The 15,762-nt window shown below is 66.1% G+C and carries 7 protein-coding genes; 4 read left to right on the plus strand and 3 right to left on the minus strand.

Features of this window, described 5'->3' with window-relative positions; translation table 11 throughout:
• Window positions 1-30: 30 nt before the first annotated feature.
• The 3 genes from AC5P6X_RS18390 to AC5P6X_RS18400 are packed head-to-tail and all read right to left on the minus strand — an operon-like array spanning window position 31 to window position 3,467.
• The gene (locus AC5P6X_RS18390; protein WP_285309367.1) at window positions 31-1,365 is read right to left on the minus strand and encodes a D-tagatose-bisphosphate aldolase, class II, non-catalytic subunit; all 1,335 of its coding nucleotides are present in this window, start codon (window positions 1,363-1,365) and stop codon (window positions 31-33) included.
• A 16-nt stretch (window positions 1,366-1,381) separates the two neighbouring features.
• Window positions 1,382-2,320: an ROK family protein gene (locus AC5P6X_RS18395; RefSeq protein WP_024958683.1), complete on the minus strand. Its 939-nt coding sequence runs from the start codon at window positions 2,318-2,320 to the stop codon at window positions 1,382-1,384.
• On the minus strand, window positions 2,313-3,467 hold the full coding sequence (locus tag AC5P6X_RS18400) for an SIS domain-containing protein (RefSeq protein ID WP_285309368.1): 1,155 nt from the start codon (window positions 3,465-3,467) through the stop codon (window positions 2,313-2,315). The genes AC5P6X_RS18395 and AC5P6X_RS18400 overlap by 8 nt, the downstream gene beginning before the upstream one ends.
• A 322-nt stretch (window positions 3,468-3,789) precedes the next feature.
• Between AC5P6X_RS18400 and AC5P6X_RS18405 the strand changes: the two genes are divergently transcribed.
• The 4 genes from AC5P6X_RS18405 to AC5P6X_RS18420 form a co-directional block, all read left to right on the plus strand.
• On the plus strand, window positions 3,790-7,149 hold the full coding sequence (locus AC5P6X_RS18405) for a TIM-barrel domain-containing protein (protein ID WP_329756955.1): 3,360 nt from the start codon (window positions 3,790-3,792) through the stop codon (window positions 7,147-7,149).
• 133 nt (window positions 7,150-7,282) lie between these two features.
• Window positions 7,283-10,258, plus strand: a complete 2,976-nt coding sequence (locus AC5P6X_RS18410) for a TonB-dependent receptor (RefSeq protein WP_005414779.1) — start codon at window positions 7,283-7,285, stop codon at window positions 10,256-10,258.
• Between the two features lie 65 nt (window positions 10,259-10,323).
• Window positions 10,324-11,679 (plus strand): Gfo/Idh/MocA family protein, encoded by a 1,356-nt coding sequence (locus AC5P6X_RS18415; RefSeq protein WP_285309370.1) that lies wholly within the window; start codon window positions 10,324-10,326, stop codon window positions 11,677-11,679.
• A 312-nt stretch (window positions 11,680-11,991) separates the two neighbouring features.
• Window positions 11,992-15,762, plus strand: a 3,771-nt coding sequence (locus AC5P6X_RS18420) for a DUF6531 domain-containing protein (protein WP_495215559.1), incomplete at its 3' end; no start/stop codon positions are given.

Consider the following 15,762-nt stretch of genomic DNA (forward strand, 5'->3'; position numbering starts at 1 on the left):
CATTCTCGGTTTCGCGGGGAAAGGTAGAGATTAGCCGTTCGCAGCAACTGCGGCAGCCGAACGTGCGTTCTGCGTGCGGGTTCCGGCCTGGTTGGCGCTGCAGGCACGGGCGTACTCACCCAGGCACAGGCCGATACGGTGCTGCACCAGTGCGGTGGGGGTGTTGGCCAGGGTGCCTTCGCGCACGGCGCGGTACTGTTCCGGCAGGTACTGGCTGAGCAGCACCAGCGGCGGCGCGTGCTGTTCCAGGTTGGCGAACAGGGTCTCCACCGCCTGTACCAGCGCCGGCTCGCCCCAGTAGTAGCGGCAGCGGTCGCTGAAGGAGTAACTGCGCAGCAGGCGCAGCGCTGCCTCATCGCCCTGGTAGTAGGACTGCCAGTACTTCGGCTGCGCCACCATCACCTCGTCCAGCACCTGCGGCAGGCGCGAGCATTGTGCGGCCGGCAGCAGTTCTGCCTCGATCGCGGCCAGCGCGAACAGCGCTTCGCGGTAGGCGAAGGTCGCCGCCGGGCCGACCTTGAGGATGGCGAAGTGGTCGCGCACCAGCGCGTGCAGGCCGCTTTCGCGCTGGTAGTCGGTGGAGTGCGCCTCGAACACGATGCGTGGCTGCTGTTCCAGGAAGTCGGCCAGCGTGCTGGCGGCGGCCGGGTCGTATTCGTGCACGCTGCTGTGGTCGAAGTCGACGCCCGGCTGCACCACCATCGCGATCACGCGCTGCCACGCATCACGCAGCTGCGGCGTGTCGAACGCCTGCTGGTGGATGGCCAGGGTCTGCGCGGCGGCGGCCGGCGTGGTCACCTGCAGTCCCTCGGCAAGCGAGGCTTCTCCACCGGGAATCGGCACCTCGGTACCGATCACGTAGACCGGCGGCGGCAGGCCGTGTTCGGCGGCGGTGCGTTCGGCGATCTCGGCCAGCTCGGCCGAGCGTGCGGCAACGATGGCATCGGGCAGCGGCACCGGGTCATCGGCGCAGGACATGCTGCAGTCGAGATGGATCTTGTGGAAACCGGCGGCGACGTAGGCTTCGATCAGCACGCGCGCGTGGGTCATCGCTTCGGCAGCCGGGCGCTTCTGCCAGGCATTCGGGCCAAGGTGGTCACCGCCGAGGATCAGCCGCTCGCGCGGGAAGCCTTCCTCATCGGCGAGGGTACCGACGTAATCGCGGTACTGCGGCGGGGTCATGCCGGTATAGCCGCCGAACTGATCGACCTGGTTGGAGGTGGCCTCGATCAGCAGCACGGTGCCGTGTGCCAGCGCCACGTGCATGGCCGCGCGCAGCACCTGCTCGTTGCTGCAGCAGACGCTGTACAGGCCGACGTTGGCACCGGCGCGGTGGGAGGCAAGCAGGGTCTGCAACGGGGACATGGTCAGGCTCCGGACATCAGGAAAACGAGGGTTGGCAGGCGAGCAGGGCGGCACCACGTGCGCCACCGGCATCGCCGAAGCGCGGCGGCACGATCGGGGGTACCTGCACGCCGTTGAACAGATGGGCAGCGATGGCCGACGGCAGCTGCTGGTACAGCGGCGCGTACTGCGAGAGACCACCGCCGAGCACGATCACGTGCGGGTCCAGCGCCAGCACCAGCGCGGCCAGGCTGTGGCCAAGCAGATCGCGGTGGATGTCCAGCGCCTTGCGCGCACGTGCATCGCCGGCTTCGGCCAAGGCGATCACGGCGCTGGCGTCGGCGGCGCTGCCACCGAGGTGGCGCTCGATCATCGCCACACCGCTGCCGGACACATAGCGCTCCACGCAGCCCTGCAGGCCGCAGCCGCAGTCCAGCAGCGGCAGGCCGTGGCGCTGCAGCAGGTGGCCGGGCACGCTCCAGTGGCCCCATTCGCCGGCCAGGCCGTTGAAGCCGGACAGCAGCCGGCCGTGCAGGCAGAAGCCGCCGCCGGCACCAGTGCCGAGGATGGCGCCGAACATGCTGGGGTAGCCGTCAGCCGCGCCGCCGTGCGCTTCAGACAGGGCAAAGCACTGCAGATCGTTGCCGAAGTGGAGCGGGCGCTGCAGGCGTGCCTGCAGATCCTGCGCCACGCATTGGCCGGTCAGTGCAGGCACGTTCGCGCTGAGCTGGCGACCGCTGCGGCGGTCACGCACGCCGGGCAGGGCGATGCCGATGGCCGCATCGCTGCGGCCGAGGGCGGCGTCCGCCTCGGCCACCAGCGCCACCACCGCCTGCAGGAAGCCGTCGTAGTCACCCTGTGGGGTGGCCACGCGGCGGCGCCAGGTGACCTGCATCGCCGCATCGCACGCCACCAGCTCGATCTTGGTGCCGCCGATGTCGATGCCGTAGCAGGCGTGGGCGATCAGCTCAGCCATGGTGGATGGTGACGCCCTTGACGACGCGGTTGACGGTGCCGTCCGGGAACGGGTTGTCCGGGGTCAGGCCAAGCGCGGCCGAGCGCTGCAGCGCGAACAGCTGCGCGAAGCCCAGCCACACTGGCCCCAGCCACGGATCGTCCAGTGCCGGCACGGTGAGGGTGTATTCGTCATCGGCGCCGATGTCCGAATGCGGGCCGATTGCCAGCACCTGGCCGGCCACGCCGTCGCGGCGCAGTTCTTCCAGCAGGTCCTGTTCGTAGCGGCGCGCCAGCGGCTGCACGCTGCGCAGCACCACCACCAGGGTGTTGCCATCCAGCGTCGACTTCGGCCCATGACGGAAGCCCAGCGGGGTGTTGGCCAGCGCCAGCACGCGGCCAGCGGTCAGTTCCAGCACCTTCAGCGCGCACTCGCGTGCCAGCGCTTCCAGCGGGCCGCTGCCGAGGTAGATGATGCGGTTGAACGGGCGCTGCGCCAGCGCCGCCACCGGTGCGTCCCACTGCGCCTGGCCTTCGCGGGCCAGCGCGGCGATCTGCTTCAGGCGCGCCACGCGCGCATCCCACGGCGAACGATCGAACACGGTCAGCGCGGCCAGCAGCATGCAGGTCAGGCTGCTGGTCATGGCGAAGGCGCGGTCGCAGCTGGCCGACGGCATCAGCAGGGTACAGGTATCGGCACGGCCAGCCCCACGGCGGGCCAGTTCGCCATCGGCGTTGCAGGTGATGTCGAGGAAGCGCGCGTCATCCACGTCGCTGCGCACGCGGTCAACCGCCGCCACGCTTTCCGGGCTGGAACCGCTGCGGCCGAACGAGACCAGCAGGGTCGGGCGGTCGCGCTGCAGGTACAGCGCCGGGTGGGTCAGCAGGCTGGTGGTGTGCACCACGCGCACATCGGCTGGCCACTGCGCGTTGATCGCGTCGGCCACCATTTCGGCGATGAAGCCGGAGCTGCCGGCGCCGGTGAACAGCACGCGCTGGTTGGGATCGTTGAGGCTGTCGCCGAGGAAGGCCTGCAGGCGGTCGCGGGCACGCGACAGGTCCTGTGCGAGGGCTTCCCACAACGCAGGCTGCTGGGCGATTTCGGTAGCGGTATCGGCTCCGCCAAGGCGCTGCCAGGCGGACACATCGGAAAGCAGGGTGACGTCCATTCGGAGGTTCCAGTTGGGCCAGCGCACCATCTGCGTTTTCTTTCGAAATGTCAAATAGCGAAAGTAAAAAGAAAGAAAATGTGACGCCGACTTCGCTCCGCCCAGAGCACGTCGGAAAACGCAAGAATCCGCCGGATGCCGTATCGCACAATGCTTAACAGGCGTCTGCAAGCGATTACACAAAGTATTGCGGCGCAGCAACTTTCGTTTCAATGGAATATATCTTCCTTTTTCCTTTCAATTTGTTGACATCTTTCGAATCGCTGCCCTAGAGTCGGCCCAATCGCTTTCGAAACGCCCGGTGAACGGGTTGGGAGTCCGCGTGGAAAACTGCGTTCGTCGCTCGCCGCTGATGCTGGCCCTGTTGCCGGCATTGATGCTGGCGTCCATGCCGGCCCAGGCCGAGCCGGTCGGCAACCTGCGTTCGGTTGCCGCCAGCGCCAGCGGCGACGGCGTGCAGGGCTGGGACCTGCAGACCGACAAGGGCGCGCGCATCCGCATCGAACTGCCGGCCACCGACATCATCCGCGTGCAGGCCGGCCGCAACGGCACGCTGACCGGTGCCGGTGACAAGGCCGCACCGATCGTGCTGCCGCAGCCCAAGGCGAACGTGAAGGCGCAGCTGGAAGAAGACGCACAGGAAATCCGCGTGCGCACCGATGCACTGGTCCTGCATGTACAGCGGCAGCCGCTGCGCATGCGCCTGGAACGCCTGGACAACGGCCAGCCCACCGCGCTGTGGCAGGAACTGCAGCCGCTGGACCTGGATGCCACGCAGAGCGTGCAGGTGCTGTCCTCGCAGGCTGATGAAGGCTATTTCGGTGGCGGCCAGCAGAACGGCCGTTACCAGTTCAAGGGCCGCGAGCTGGACGTGTCCTACTCCGGTGGCTGGGAAGAGGGCGACCGCCCCAGCCCTGCACCGATGCTGCTGAGCAGCCGTGGCTGGGGCATGCTGCGCAACACCTGGAGCGATGGCAGCTACGATCTGCGCGAGGCCGACCAGGCCACGCTGCTGCACCGCGAAGACCGCTTCGATGCCTATTACTTCGTCGGCGCCGACCTGCCGAAACTGATCGAGCGCTACACCCAGCTGACCGGCCGCCCGAACATGGTCGCGCGCTGGGCGCTGTCCTACGGCGATGCCGATTGCTACAACGACGGTGACAATGCCAAGAAGCCCGGCACCGTGCCCGAAGGCTGGAGTGACGGCCCGACCGGCACCACGCCGGATGTGATCGACTCGGTGGCCAAGCAGTACCGCGCCCACGACATGCCCGGTGGCTGGATCCTGCCCAACGATGGCTACGGCTGCGGTTACAAGAAGCTGCCGGAAACCGTGCAGGGCTTGGCCAAGTACGGCTTCCGCACCGGCCTGTGGACCGAGAACGGCGTCGACAAGATCGCCTGGGAAGTGGGCAAGGCCGGCAGCCGCGTGCAGAAGCTGGACGTGGCCTGGACCGGCAAGGGCTACCAGTTCGCGATGGACGCCAACCGTCAGGCGTTCAACGGCATCCTCGACAATTCCGATTCGCGCCCGTTCCTGTGGACGGTGATGGGCTGGGCCGGCATCCAGCGCTATGCCGTGGCCTGGACCGGCGACCAGAGCAGCAGCTGGGATTACATCCGCTGGCACGTGCCGACCTTGGTCGGTTCGGGCCTGTCCGGCATGGCCTACGCCAGTGGCGATGTGGATGCGATCTTCGGCGGCAGCGCCGAAACCTTCACCCGCGACCTGCAGTGGAAAGCCTTCACCCCAGTGCTGATGGGCATGAGCGGCTGGTCGTCGAACGCGCGCAAGCACCCGTGGTGGTACGACGAGCCCTATCGCAGCATCAACCGCGATTACCTGAAGTTGAAGATGCGCCTGACCCCGTACATGTACGGGCTGGTGCACGAGGCTGCGCAGACCGGTGCACCGCCGGTGCGCGGCCTGATGTGGGACAACCCGCGCGACCCGCATGCGCAGGATGAAACCTACAAGTACCAGTTCCTGCTCGGCCGCGACCTGCTGGTGGCGCCGGTGTACCGCAGCCAGGCCGCCAGCCGTGGCTGGCGCCGCGACATCCACCTGCCGGCCGGCGGCTGGATCGACTACTGGGATGGCCGCCGCGTGCAGGCCGGCGCCGACGGCCGCCAGCTCGACCGCCAGGTGGACCTGGCCACGTTGCCGGTGTTCGTGCGTGCCGGTGCGATCCTGCCGATGTACCCGTCGATGCTGTTCGACGGCGAGAAGCCGCTGGATGAAGTGACGTTCGACCTGTACCCGCAGGGCGAGTCGCAGTACACGCTGTACGAAGACGATGGCAACACGCGCCGCTACCAGCAGGGTGAGTCGAGCACGCAGGTAATCCGCGTGCAGGCGCCGGCGCAGGGCAGTGGTCCGGTGCAGGTGCAGATCGATCCGGTGCAGGGCCAGTACAACGGCCAGCTGGCGCAGCGCCGTTATGGCCTGCGCGTGCTCAGCCGCCAGGCGCCGCGTGCGGTGCAGGCCGGTGGCCGCGCGTTGCCGGCGCTGGCCGATGCGGCGGCGTTCAACGGTGCGGCTGAAGGCTGGTACTTCGATGCCAAGGAGCGCCGTGGCACGCTGCACGTGCGTACCGCTAACCAGGACATCCGCCAGCCGCTGCAGCTGCAGCTGGACTTCGCGGTGGTCGCTGCGGCCGCCGACGATGCCTATCCGGCTGCGCCGGTGCTGGGCCGCGAACTGCCGGCCGACAGCCTGCTGGTGGTCAACCGCCCGGCCGAAGAGCCTGGCCATGCGCTGGAAAATGCCTTCGATGACGATCCGGCCACCTGGTTCCGCAGTGTGCGCAACCAGGCCGTGCGCACCGGTGCGCATGAGTGGGTGATCGGCTTCGGTGAGCGCAGGATGATCGACGGCATCGACATCGCGCCGCGCAACGACAAGAACTGGAAGCACGGCCAGGTGCGCGACTACGAGGTGTACCTGGGCGACAGCAATGGCGAGTGGGGCGAGCCGATCGCACGTGGCCGCCTGCAGTTGAAGGAGGGCGTGCAGCGCATCGCGTTCCCGGCCCATGCCGGGCGCCTGCTGCGCTTCCGCGTGCTGAGCGTGCAGAACCCCGAAGGCGACGGCGCCAGCAGCACCGACCCGATGGTCACCGCCGCACAGGGCAGCGCCCGCGCATTCGATGCACTGCAGCCACGCGACGTCGGCCCGATCGCCTTGTCCACCTTCCACATCCTCGAACACCAGGAACCGGAGCGAGCGGCCCGGCAGCGCTATCTCTCCGAGCTGCCGGTGCCGGCCGCGCTGGCCAGCCAGGTGCGTACCGACCAGTCCTTCCGTGGCGACGCCGGCATGCGCATGAACGGCCTGCAGTTCCGCCGTGGCCTGGGCGTCGGCGCCAACAGCCGCATCGACCTGCGCCTGCAGGGCGGCTGGCACCTGCTGCGTGCCGACCTCGGCATCGACGACGCCTGCCGCACCGCCGGTGGCCTGCAGTTCCAGGTCTGGGGTGACGACCACCTGTTGTATGACAGCGGCCTGGTGAAGGCACCCGGCGTGGTCAAGCCGGAGCTGGACATCCGAGGCCTTTCCACCCTGAGCCTGCGCACGCTGGGTGCGCAGGGCAGTCAACCCGCCCAAGTCTGCGCCAACTGGGCCAATGCCGTACTGATCGGCCAGGAGGGCGACTCCGCCAGCATCGTCGCCCCATGACCCCCTCGTAACACCGCTCCTCCCCCCGCCCATTCCGACTACGGCCCTCGTGGCCGTGGCCCGGGAGCGTTTTGCCCGCCGAACGCCCACGCGCTCACATATTGCGCTGCACCCCTGCCAGGAGAGAACCCCGATGTTGCCCGCCCGCCACCACCGCCCCCCCTGTCGTTCGATCGCTCCGCTGTCGCTGGCCATCGCCGGCGTGCTGCTGTCGGTCGCCGTTCCTGCCTTCGCCCAGGAGAGCAAGGACAAGGCCACCGACCTGGCCCGCATCGAGGTCACCGGTTCCAACATCCGCCGCACCGACGTGGAAACCGCCTCGCCGGTGCAGGTGATCAGCAAGCAGGACATCCAGAACATGGGTGCGCGCACGCTGCTGCAGGTGCTCGACAACCTGCCCGCCGCCCGCCCGGCGCAGCAGGACGCGCGTTCGCTGTTCACCGGTTCCGATGGTGCCTCGCAGGCCAACCTGCGTGGCCTCGGTGCCCAGGGCACGCTGGTGCTGCTGAACGGTCGCCGCCTGTCGTACTACGGTGCACCGGCCGGCTTCCAGACCCAGTTCGTCAACATCGACGCGATTCCGGCCGCGGCCATCGAGCGCATGGAAGTGCTGACCGACGGCGCCTCGGCGGTGTACGGCACCGACGCGGTGGCCGGCGTGATCAACGTGATCACCAAGCGCAACTTTCAGGGGGCCGAGGTCAGCTTCACCAACGACACCTCTTCGCGCATCGACTCCTACGGCGAACGCCAGGCCAGCATCACCGCCGGCTTCGGTGACCTGGCCGAGAACCGCTTCAACATCTACGGCGCGGTGAACATGTACCGCCGCGACGCGATTCCGCTGAGCGATTTCTACGACAAGCGGCCCGACCAGTACTACGTCAACAATCCGAACTACCTCAACAACCTGCGCCTGGGCGTGGGCAGCAAGCCGGGTGAATTCAATCCGGGCACTTACTTCGCCTTCGATCCGGTCACCGGCCGCCGCGTGCAGGAAGCTGCGCCGGGTTGCAGGAACGTGCTGACCAGTGAAGCGGCCGGTCCGCGTTGCGTCTGGGAAACCTGGATGAACAACGAGATCGACGCTGGTGCCAAGTCCGAGCGCAACACCGCCTACCTCAACGGCACCTTCCTGGTCGGTGACAGCACCGAGATCTTCGCCGAGGCGACCTACACCGACATCGACCTGCGCGCCAACGGCGGCACGCCGCGCACCTACGGCACCACCACCGGCAACCCGACCAGCTGGTTCTCGCGCAATACCGGCAACACCGTCAACCAGTTCCTGTACCCGTTCCTGGGCCCGAACAACGAGTACAACCACGCCAGCCCGCAGATGAAGGCGATGATGGGCGGTGTGGTCGGCCTGAATTACCTGCTGCAGGATGCCGGCCCGAACTACTTCGGCCAGCGCAATACCGACAAGAGCTACCGCGTGCTGGCCGGTGCGCGTGGCAACCGGGGCGACTGGAACTGGGAAACCGCGTTCGCCAGCGCCGGCACCCACTCCACCACCTACCAGACGATCAACGTCAACACCAAGGGCTTCGAGAAGGCCTTCGGCCCGTACACGATCGATCCGGGCACCGGCCGCGTGATCATCTCCGACCATCCGGCGTACAAGTTCGGCGAGATCAGCGAAGCCAACGCCGCGCTGATCCGTGAAGCGTTCCCGACCTTCGACATCCAGTCGTGGACCCGCCTGCACACCCTCGACGGCAAGATCGAAGGCCCGCTGTTCCAGCTGCCGGCCGGTGAGATGCGTGCGGCATTCGGCTTCAACGCCAGCCGCGAAACCTTCTACACTCCGGGCAACGCCGACGCCGCCAACGGTCTGATCACCCAGCAGGGCGGTTCCTGGTTCGACGGCAAGCGCAACACCTACGCGCTGTTCGCCGAAACCGTGGCGCCGATCACCGACAAGCTGGAACTGGATGCGGCGGTGCGCGTGGACAAGTACCCGAACTTCAGCGCCAACGTGGCACCGAAGATCGGCTTCAAGTACCAGGCGTTCGACCAGCTGATGCTGCGCGGCACTTACTCCACCGGCTTCCGTGCACCGAGCCTGGCCGAGTCCGGCAATGGCGGCGTGTTCGCCCAGCTGGGCGGCTTCCGCGACGAGCTGCGCTGCAACGAGACCAACGCCATCGCCAACCTGTTGCTGAAGTCGCAGCGGCCGGGTGATGTCGACCTGGGCAAGAACATGCTGAACGTCGACTGCAGCCGCACCGTGGCCCGCATGACACAGCCGAACAAGGACCTGAAGCCGGAGAAGGCGAAGATCGCCACCCTCGGCTTCGTCTACGAGCCGGCGAGCTGGCTGTCGGTGTCGGCAGACTACTGGTTCATCTACCGCAACAACGAAATCGTCGCGCCGGACTATCGCCGCATGGAAGACATCATCTCGATGTCGCGCTCGCCGATCACCGACAGCGACCGCGCCAACCTGGCGCAGCTGGCGGCCATGTGTGCCGACCCGGCCAGTGGCGTGAGCTGCCCGTCGGTGCTGCCGGGCTATTCGGCCGGCAACGTGGCCAGCGTGGTGGGCCAGTACAAGAACCGGGGCAAGACCCTGATCGACGGCTTCGACATCGATGCGCGCAGCCGTTTCTCGCTGGGCGACTGGGGCAACCTGAACATCGGCCTGGCCGCCACCATCGCCAACCGCAACCGCTTCTACATGGATGCGGAGAACGGCTGGTACTACGGCGACGTGGTCGGCTACTACAACAACCCTCGCCTGCGTGCCACGCTCAATGCCGACTGGACCTACAAGCAGGTGACCACCAGCATGTTCGTCAACTACGTGGGCGGCACCAAGTGGGCCACCGACCAGGTTGATGAGGTGAGCAACAACAAGGAAACCTGCACCGGCGGCTACCTGGCCCTGCAGAAGAGCAAGTGCGATGGTGCGCCGTCGTGGTGGACTGCCAACATGAGTGTCACCTGGCGCCCGGATGACGCGTGGAACCTGAGCTTCACCGTCAAGAACCTGTTCAACCGCCTGCCGTTCTACGATCCGAACAGCTTCCTGGGTGACTCCAGTGACTACGCCACCATCTTCGGTCGTGGTTACAGTGTGACCATCGGCTACCGTTTCAAGTAATTCCGTTTGCGTTACCCGGCGGGCCGGCTACGGCCGGCTCGCCGCCAAGAGGAGAGATGTTTGCCATGAAGCGTAGGGAATTCATCGCGGCCAGTGCCGCTGTCGCCGCCAGCAGCCTGCTGCCGCAGACCCCGGCGTGGGCACGCGGGCGCAAAGTGCGCCTGGCCATGATCGGTACCGGCATGCGTGGCCTTGTGCTGCTGAAGGAGCTGGTGCGCCGCGACGATGTCGAGGTGGTCGCGCTGTGCGACATCGAACCGATCATGCTCGGTCGCGCCATGGACATGGTGGCCAAGGCCGGCAAGCCGGCACCGAAGACCTACGGACAGGATCGCGACACCAATGCCTGGAAGCGCCTGCTGGAGCAGAAGGGCATCGATGGCGTGATCATCGCCACGCCGTGGGAGTACCACGCACCGATGGCGATCGCCGCCATGCAGGCCGGCGTGGCCGTGGGCTGCGAAGTGGTGGCCGGCATCACCCTGCAGGACCACTGGGACGTGCTGAAGACCCAGCTGAGCACCGGTACCCCTTACATGCTGCTGGAGAACGTCTGCTACCGCCGCGACGTGATGGCCGCGCTGCAGATGGTGCGCCAGGGCCTGTTCGGCGAGCTGGTGCATCTGCAGGCCGGCTACCAGCATGACCTGCGCGGGGTGAAGTTCAATTCCGGCGACCCGAACCAGCCCTACGACAGCGGCGTGGAATTCGGCCCCAAGGGCTGGAGCGAAGCACGCTGGCGCACCGAGCATTCGGTGGAACGCAACGGCGAGCTGTACCCCAGCCACGGCATCGGCCCGTGCGCGATGTACACCGGCATCAACCGTGGCAACCGCTTCACCCACATCAACGCCTTCGCGACCAAGGCGCGTGGCCTGCATGAGTACACCGTTGCCAAGAGTGGTGGCACCACCCACCCCAGCACCAAGGTGAAGTTCAAGCTGGGCGACATCGTCACCACCACGCTGGCCTGCGAGAATGGCGAGACCATCCTGCTGCAGCACGACACCTCGCTGCCGCGCCCGTACTCGATGGGCTTCCGCGTGCAGGGCACCAAGGGCCTGTGGATGGACGTGAACCATTCGATCCACATCGAAGGCCGCAGCCCGCCGCACCAGTGGGAAGAGTTCAAGAAGTACCAGGACGAGTACGAGCATCCGCTGTGGAAACAGAATGCCGACACCGCTGCGAGTGCAGGGCATGGTGGTATGGACTGGTTCGTCATCCATGCCTTTGTTGAAGCGCTGAAGGCCAAGGCGCCGATGCCGATCGACATCTACGACGCAGTGACCTGGAGCGCGATCACCCCGCTGAGCGAGCAGTCGATCGCCAACAGCTTCCAGACCCTGGAGTTCCCGGACTTTACTGCTGGTGCGTGGAAGCAGCGCAAGCCGATCTTTGGGTTTGATGGGAAGTACTGAGATTTACCCCTTCCATGCGGTGACGGAAACGCCGGGCGATGCCCGGCGTTTCTGTTTCTGGGGCATTCGCCTTGTAGAGCCGAGCCCACGCTCGGCTGCATTTCCGACACGCCCCCCCTGCATCAGAAAGTTCTGAAATTCGACTCATTCCACAGTTTTTGACTTGAATGTGTAAACCACATCGGAGATAACGTCCCCATGCGGCCACGCCGCATTCCGGACCAGGGACGATCCGAAGCATGACGTGAAGAGGCTGCTGCCCCACGTTCTCGTTCCCGCCGGCGCTGTGTCCGTCCAGGAAGGAGAACAGGGATGTTGAAGGCAAACTCTGGCACTTCGCTCATCAGTCTGGCGCTGTTCGTGCTGGCGTGCTCGACGTCCAGCGTGCAGGCGCAGGAGATCGAGAAGAAATGGGAAAGCTACTTCTCGATGGGAGAGCCCCGTTCCACAGAGGCGGCTGTCCAGAAAGACATACGGGCCTTCTTCGCCGAGTATGAGGTCGATAAGCCTTTCGTTTGGGAGGTCAAGCGCCAGAGGGCCCTTCCTAACAAGACGATCTATGACTATCGCGTCAAGCCCGAGAAGATCGTCACCACGGATTGGGTGTATGAGCAGAACCATCAGAAGTACGCCACGGAGGATGCCGTCCGCAGCATGTTCCTGTCGAAGAATGCGAGCGATCCGCGGTGCGCTGCCACCGTCATGACTGAAGAGGCCTGGGAGGAGGTTGGCGGGCTTGGAGTGGGAGATGACGGTAGCGTCATCAACGAAAGCAAGCGCTACAAATTCGCTAAGAACACTTATTTCGAGGGCATTAATTCCTGCAGGCAGACGGTCTTCTGGCAAAATGCATCTCGGAGTAGAACCGCAAAATGCATGAATCGCCCCATGATGATGTGGGACGATAACCTGGGCATGTGCGCCCTGATCCAGCAGGACGACCCAAACATGGCAATGCTGCTGGCCTACTGGACTTCTCCGCTGCCGCCGCAGCAGTGCAAAGTCGGTAATCCATGCGACCCTACCACCGGCGACAAGTCTCAGCCGGAAGCGGACCTTGATTTCGGGTGGGTCCGCTTCGATCGCCAGTATCATTCCTTGACCAGCACCAGCGGCGGAGCCATTGGCCAAGGTTGGACGCACTCGCACAATATTCACCTGACGCTCGGCATTGATGACACGGGCTATCCGCCGAGTTCGGAAGTCCAGGTGGGTTTGATTGACGCTGAGGGTGGCCAGCTCGCCTTCAAGAAGGTGGGAGCGGTGTATGAGGCAATGGATGGCAGTGGGGACCGCGTGGCTCAACAGGGGAGCCTATGGTTGTTGTCGCGGGCTCAGGAGCGCATTCAGTTCGATGCCGGCGGCCTGATGCAGCGCCGCGATTTCGAAGACGGAACCTCGCTAACCTATGCACGCGACAGCCATGGCCGCCTGCTCAGCATCACCCATTCAACCGGCCGGCGCGTGGACGTCCAGTATCTCGCGCCGGGTGACGATTCGCTGATCTCGGCCCTGGTGATCGCCGGCCAGCCCGTGGTGAGCTACGCCTATTCCCCGGCCGGGGAATTGATCAGTGCGACCTACGCAGACGGTGCCAGCCGCACGTATCACTATGAGGACGCCCGCTTCCCGGGCTACCTGACCGGCATTACCGCCGAGGGCAACCAGCGTTACAGCTGGTACGGCTACGACGCCAAGGGGCGGGTCACCTGCAGCCGCCATTCCGGCGATTGCAGTCAGGCCGACGTGGGCATTGATGGCGTGCGCCTGGAGTACACCCTGGCAGGCACCACGATCGTCACCGACGCACTGGGCAAGCAGAGTACCTACGCATTGACCGCCAGCGGCGCCAGTGGCCTTCCGCGCAAGGTCAACGGCGTCACCGAGAGCAACGGCAGCATCAGTCGCACCTATCTGCCCGAGGGCACTGATTTCCGGCGCCGGCTGCAGTCGGTGACCGATCGCCGAGGCGTTGTCACCCAGTATGCCTATTCCGAGGCCAGCGATGCTGCCGCAGGCGCCATCAGCGTGACCACCACCACTGAAGCGGCCGGTACTCCGGACCAACGCGTCAGCGAAACGCGAGTGGCTCTGGACAGCAATCGGCTGGTGCAACAGACCGTCGGCAACCGTGAGATCCGCATCGTGCGCAATGCACGCCTCCAGCCGACCACCATCGCCGTGCGCGACATGGTGACCGGTGACACCCGCGTCACCACGCAGACCTACTGTGAGGCAGAGGGCCCGGAGTGCCCGCTGATGGGACTGCTGCGTAGCGTGGATGGCCCGCGTAGTGATGTGGCGGATGTCTCCACCTATGCCTACTACACCGCGGATGACGCGGCGTGCGCGGCCAATGGTGCCTGCACCTATCGCAAGGGCGACCTGCGCAGCGTGACCAATGCGCTGGGCCAGACGGTCGAGACTCTGGCCTACGACGCGTTCGGGCGGCCATTGTCGGTCAAGGACGCCAACGGCGTGGTGACTGATTACACCTACCATCCCCGCGGCTGGCCGACCTCCATCACCGTGCGCGGCGCGACCACGACCGAGGATCGGGTGACCCAGATCAGCTACTGGCCGACCGGCCAGGTGCAACAGGTCACCGAGCCTGACGGCAGCAGCGTTACCTATGTCTATGACGCCGCCCAGCGGCTGACGGATATCGCCGACAACGCCGGCAACACCATTCACTACACGCTGGACAACGCCGGCAACCGCCTCAAGGAAGACACGCTGGATACTGGCGGCACGCTGCGTCGCACCCTGGCGCGGACGTTCAACACGCTTGGCCAGCTGACCGCGCTGAAGGATGCGGGCAACCACGCCACCGGCTTTGCCTACGATGCCAACGGCAACCCGCAGACGATCACCGACGCACTGCAGCGCGTGACCAGCCAGCAGTACGACCCGCTCAACCGCCTGGCGCAGACCCTGCAGGACGTCGGCGGCGTCGCGGCGGAGATCCGCAGTCAGTACAACGCGCTGGACCAGGTCACCCGGGTCACCGACCCGAAGGGCCTGCATACCACCTACGCCTACAACGGGTTCGGTGATCTGACCGGCCAGGTCAGCCCGGACAGTGGCGCCAGCAGCTTCACCGTGGACGCCGCCGGCAACCGCAAGACCGCCACCGATGCGCGCGGCGTCACCGCCACCTATCACTACGATGCGCTCAACCGCCTGATCGGCATCGCCTATCCGGACCCCAATCTGGACGTGGGCTACAGCTATGACGTGGCGCCGACCGCCTGTGCCGCCGACGAGCGCTTCGCCAAGGGCCGCCTGGGGCAGGTGCTGCACGCAAATGGCAGCACCCAGTACTGCCATGACCGTTTCGGCCAGGTCACCCGCAAGGTGCAGACCGTCAATGGTGTGGCCACCACTCTGCGCTATGCCTACAGCAAGTCGGGTCGCTTGACCGCGTTGACCTACCCCGACGGCAGCGTGGCCGACTACGTGCGCGATACCCAGGGCCGCATCAGCCAGATCGGCCTCACCCGCCCCGGCCAGGCGCGCCAGATCGTGGTGAACAACGTGACCTATGCGGCCTTCGGCCCGGCCACCGGCTGGGCCTATGGCAATGGGCGGCAGCTGCAGCGTCCGCTGGACTTGGACTATCGCCCGCAGGCGGTGCACGACCCGGCTGCGGGCGGTCTGTCGCTGGGCTACGGCTACGACCCGGTCGGTTCGATCACCGAGCTGAAGAACGGCGCAGGTCCGACGGTGCTGGCCAAGTACGCCTACGACACGCTGGGCCGCCTGACCCAGACCCAGGACGGCACGACCGGCACGCCGATCGAAACCTATGCCTATGACGCCACCGGCAATCGCACCGCGCTGACCACCTCGGCAGGCACCGCCAACTACACCTATCCCGCAACCAGCCACCGGCTGACCGCAGTGGATGGCGAGGCGCGCAACCATGACGCGGTGGGCAACACCACCAGCATCGGCAGCAAGACCTTCACCTACAGCGATGCCAACCGCATGAACGCGGTGAAGCAGGGCGATGCCGTGCTGGAAAGCTACGGTTACAACCATCGCGGCGAGCGCGTGCTGCGTACTCCAGCCGGTGGCGCA

Source organism: Stenotrophomonas sp. YJH_SMC_40 (assembly GCF_059368615.1).

Excerpts from the sequence above, each read along its gene's own strand:
- AC5P6X_RS18395 (WP_024958683.1), bottom strand. The coding sequence starts at position 2,320 with ATGGCTGAGCTGATCGCCCACGCCTGCTACGGCATCGACATCGGCGGC.
- AC5P6X_RS18390 (WP_285309367.1), bottom strand. The coding sequence starts at position 1,365 with ATGTCCCCGTTGCAGACCCTGCTTGCCTCCCACCGCGCCGGTGCCAAC.
- AC5P6X_RS18415 (WP_285309370.1), top strand. The coding sequence starts at position 10,324 with ATGAAGCGTAGGGAATTCATCGCGGCCAGTGCCGCTGTCGCCGCCAGC.
- AC5P6X_RS18410 (WP_005414779.1), top strand. The coding sequence starts at position 7,283 with ATGTTGCCCGCCCGCCACCACCGCCCCCCCTGTCGTTCGATCGCTCCG.
- AC5P6X_RS18400 (WP_285309368.1), bottom strand. The coding sequence starts at position 3,467 with ATGGACGTCACCCTGCTTTCCGATGTGTCCGCCTGGCAGCGCCTTGGC.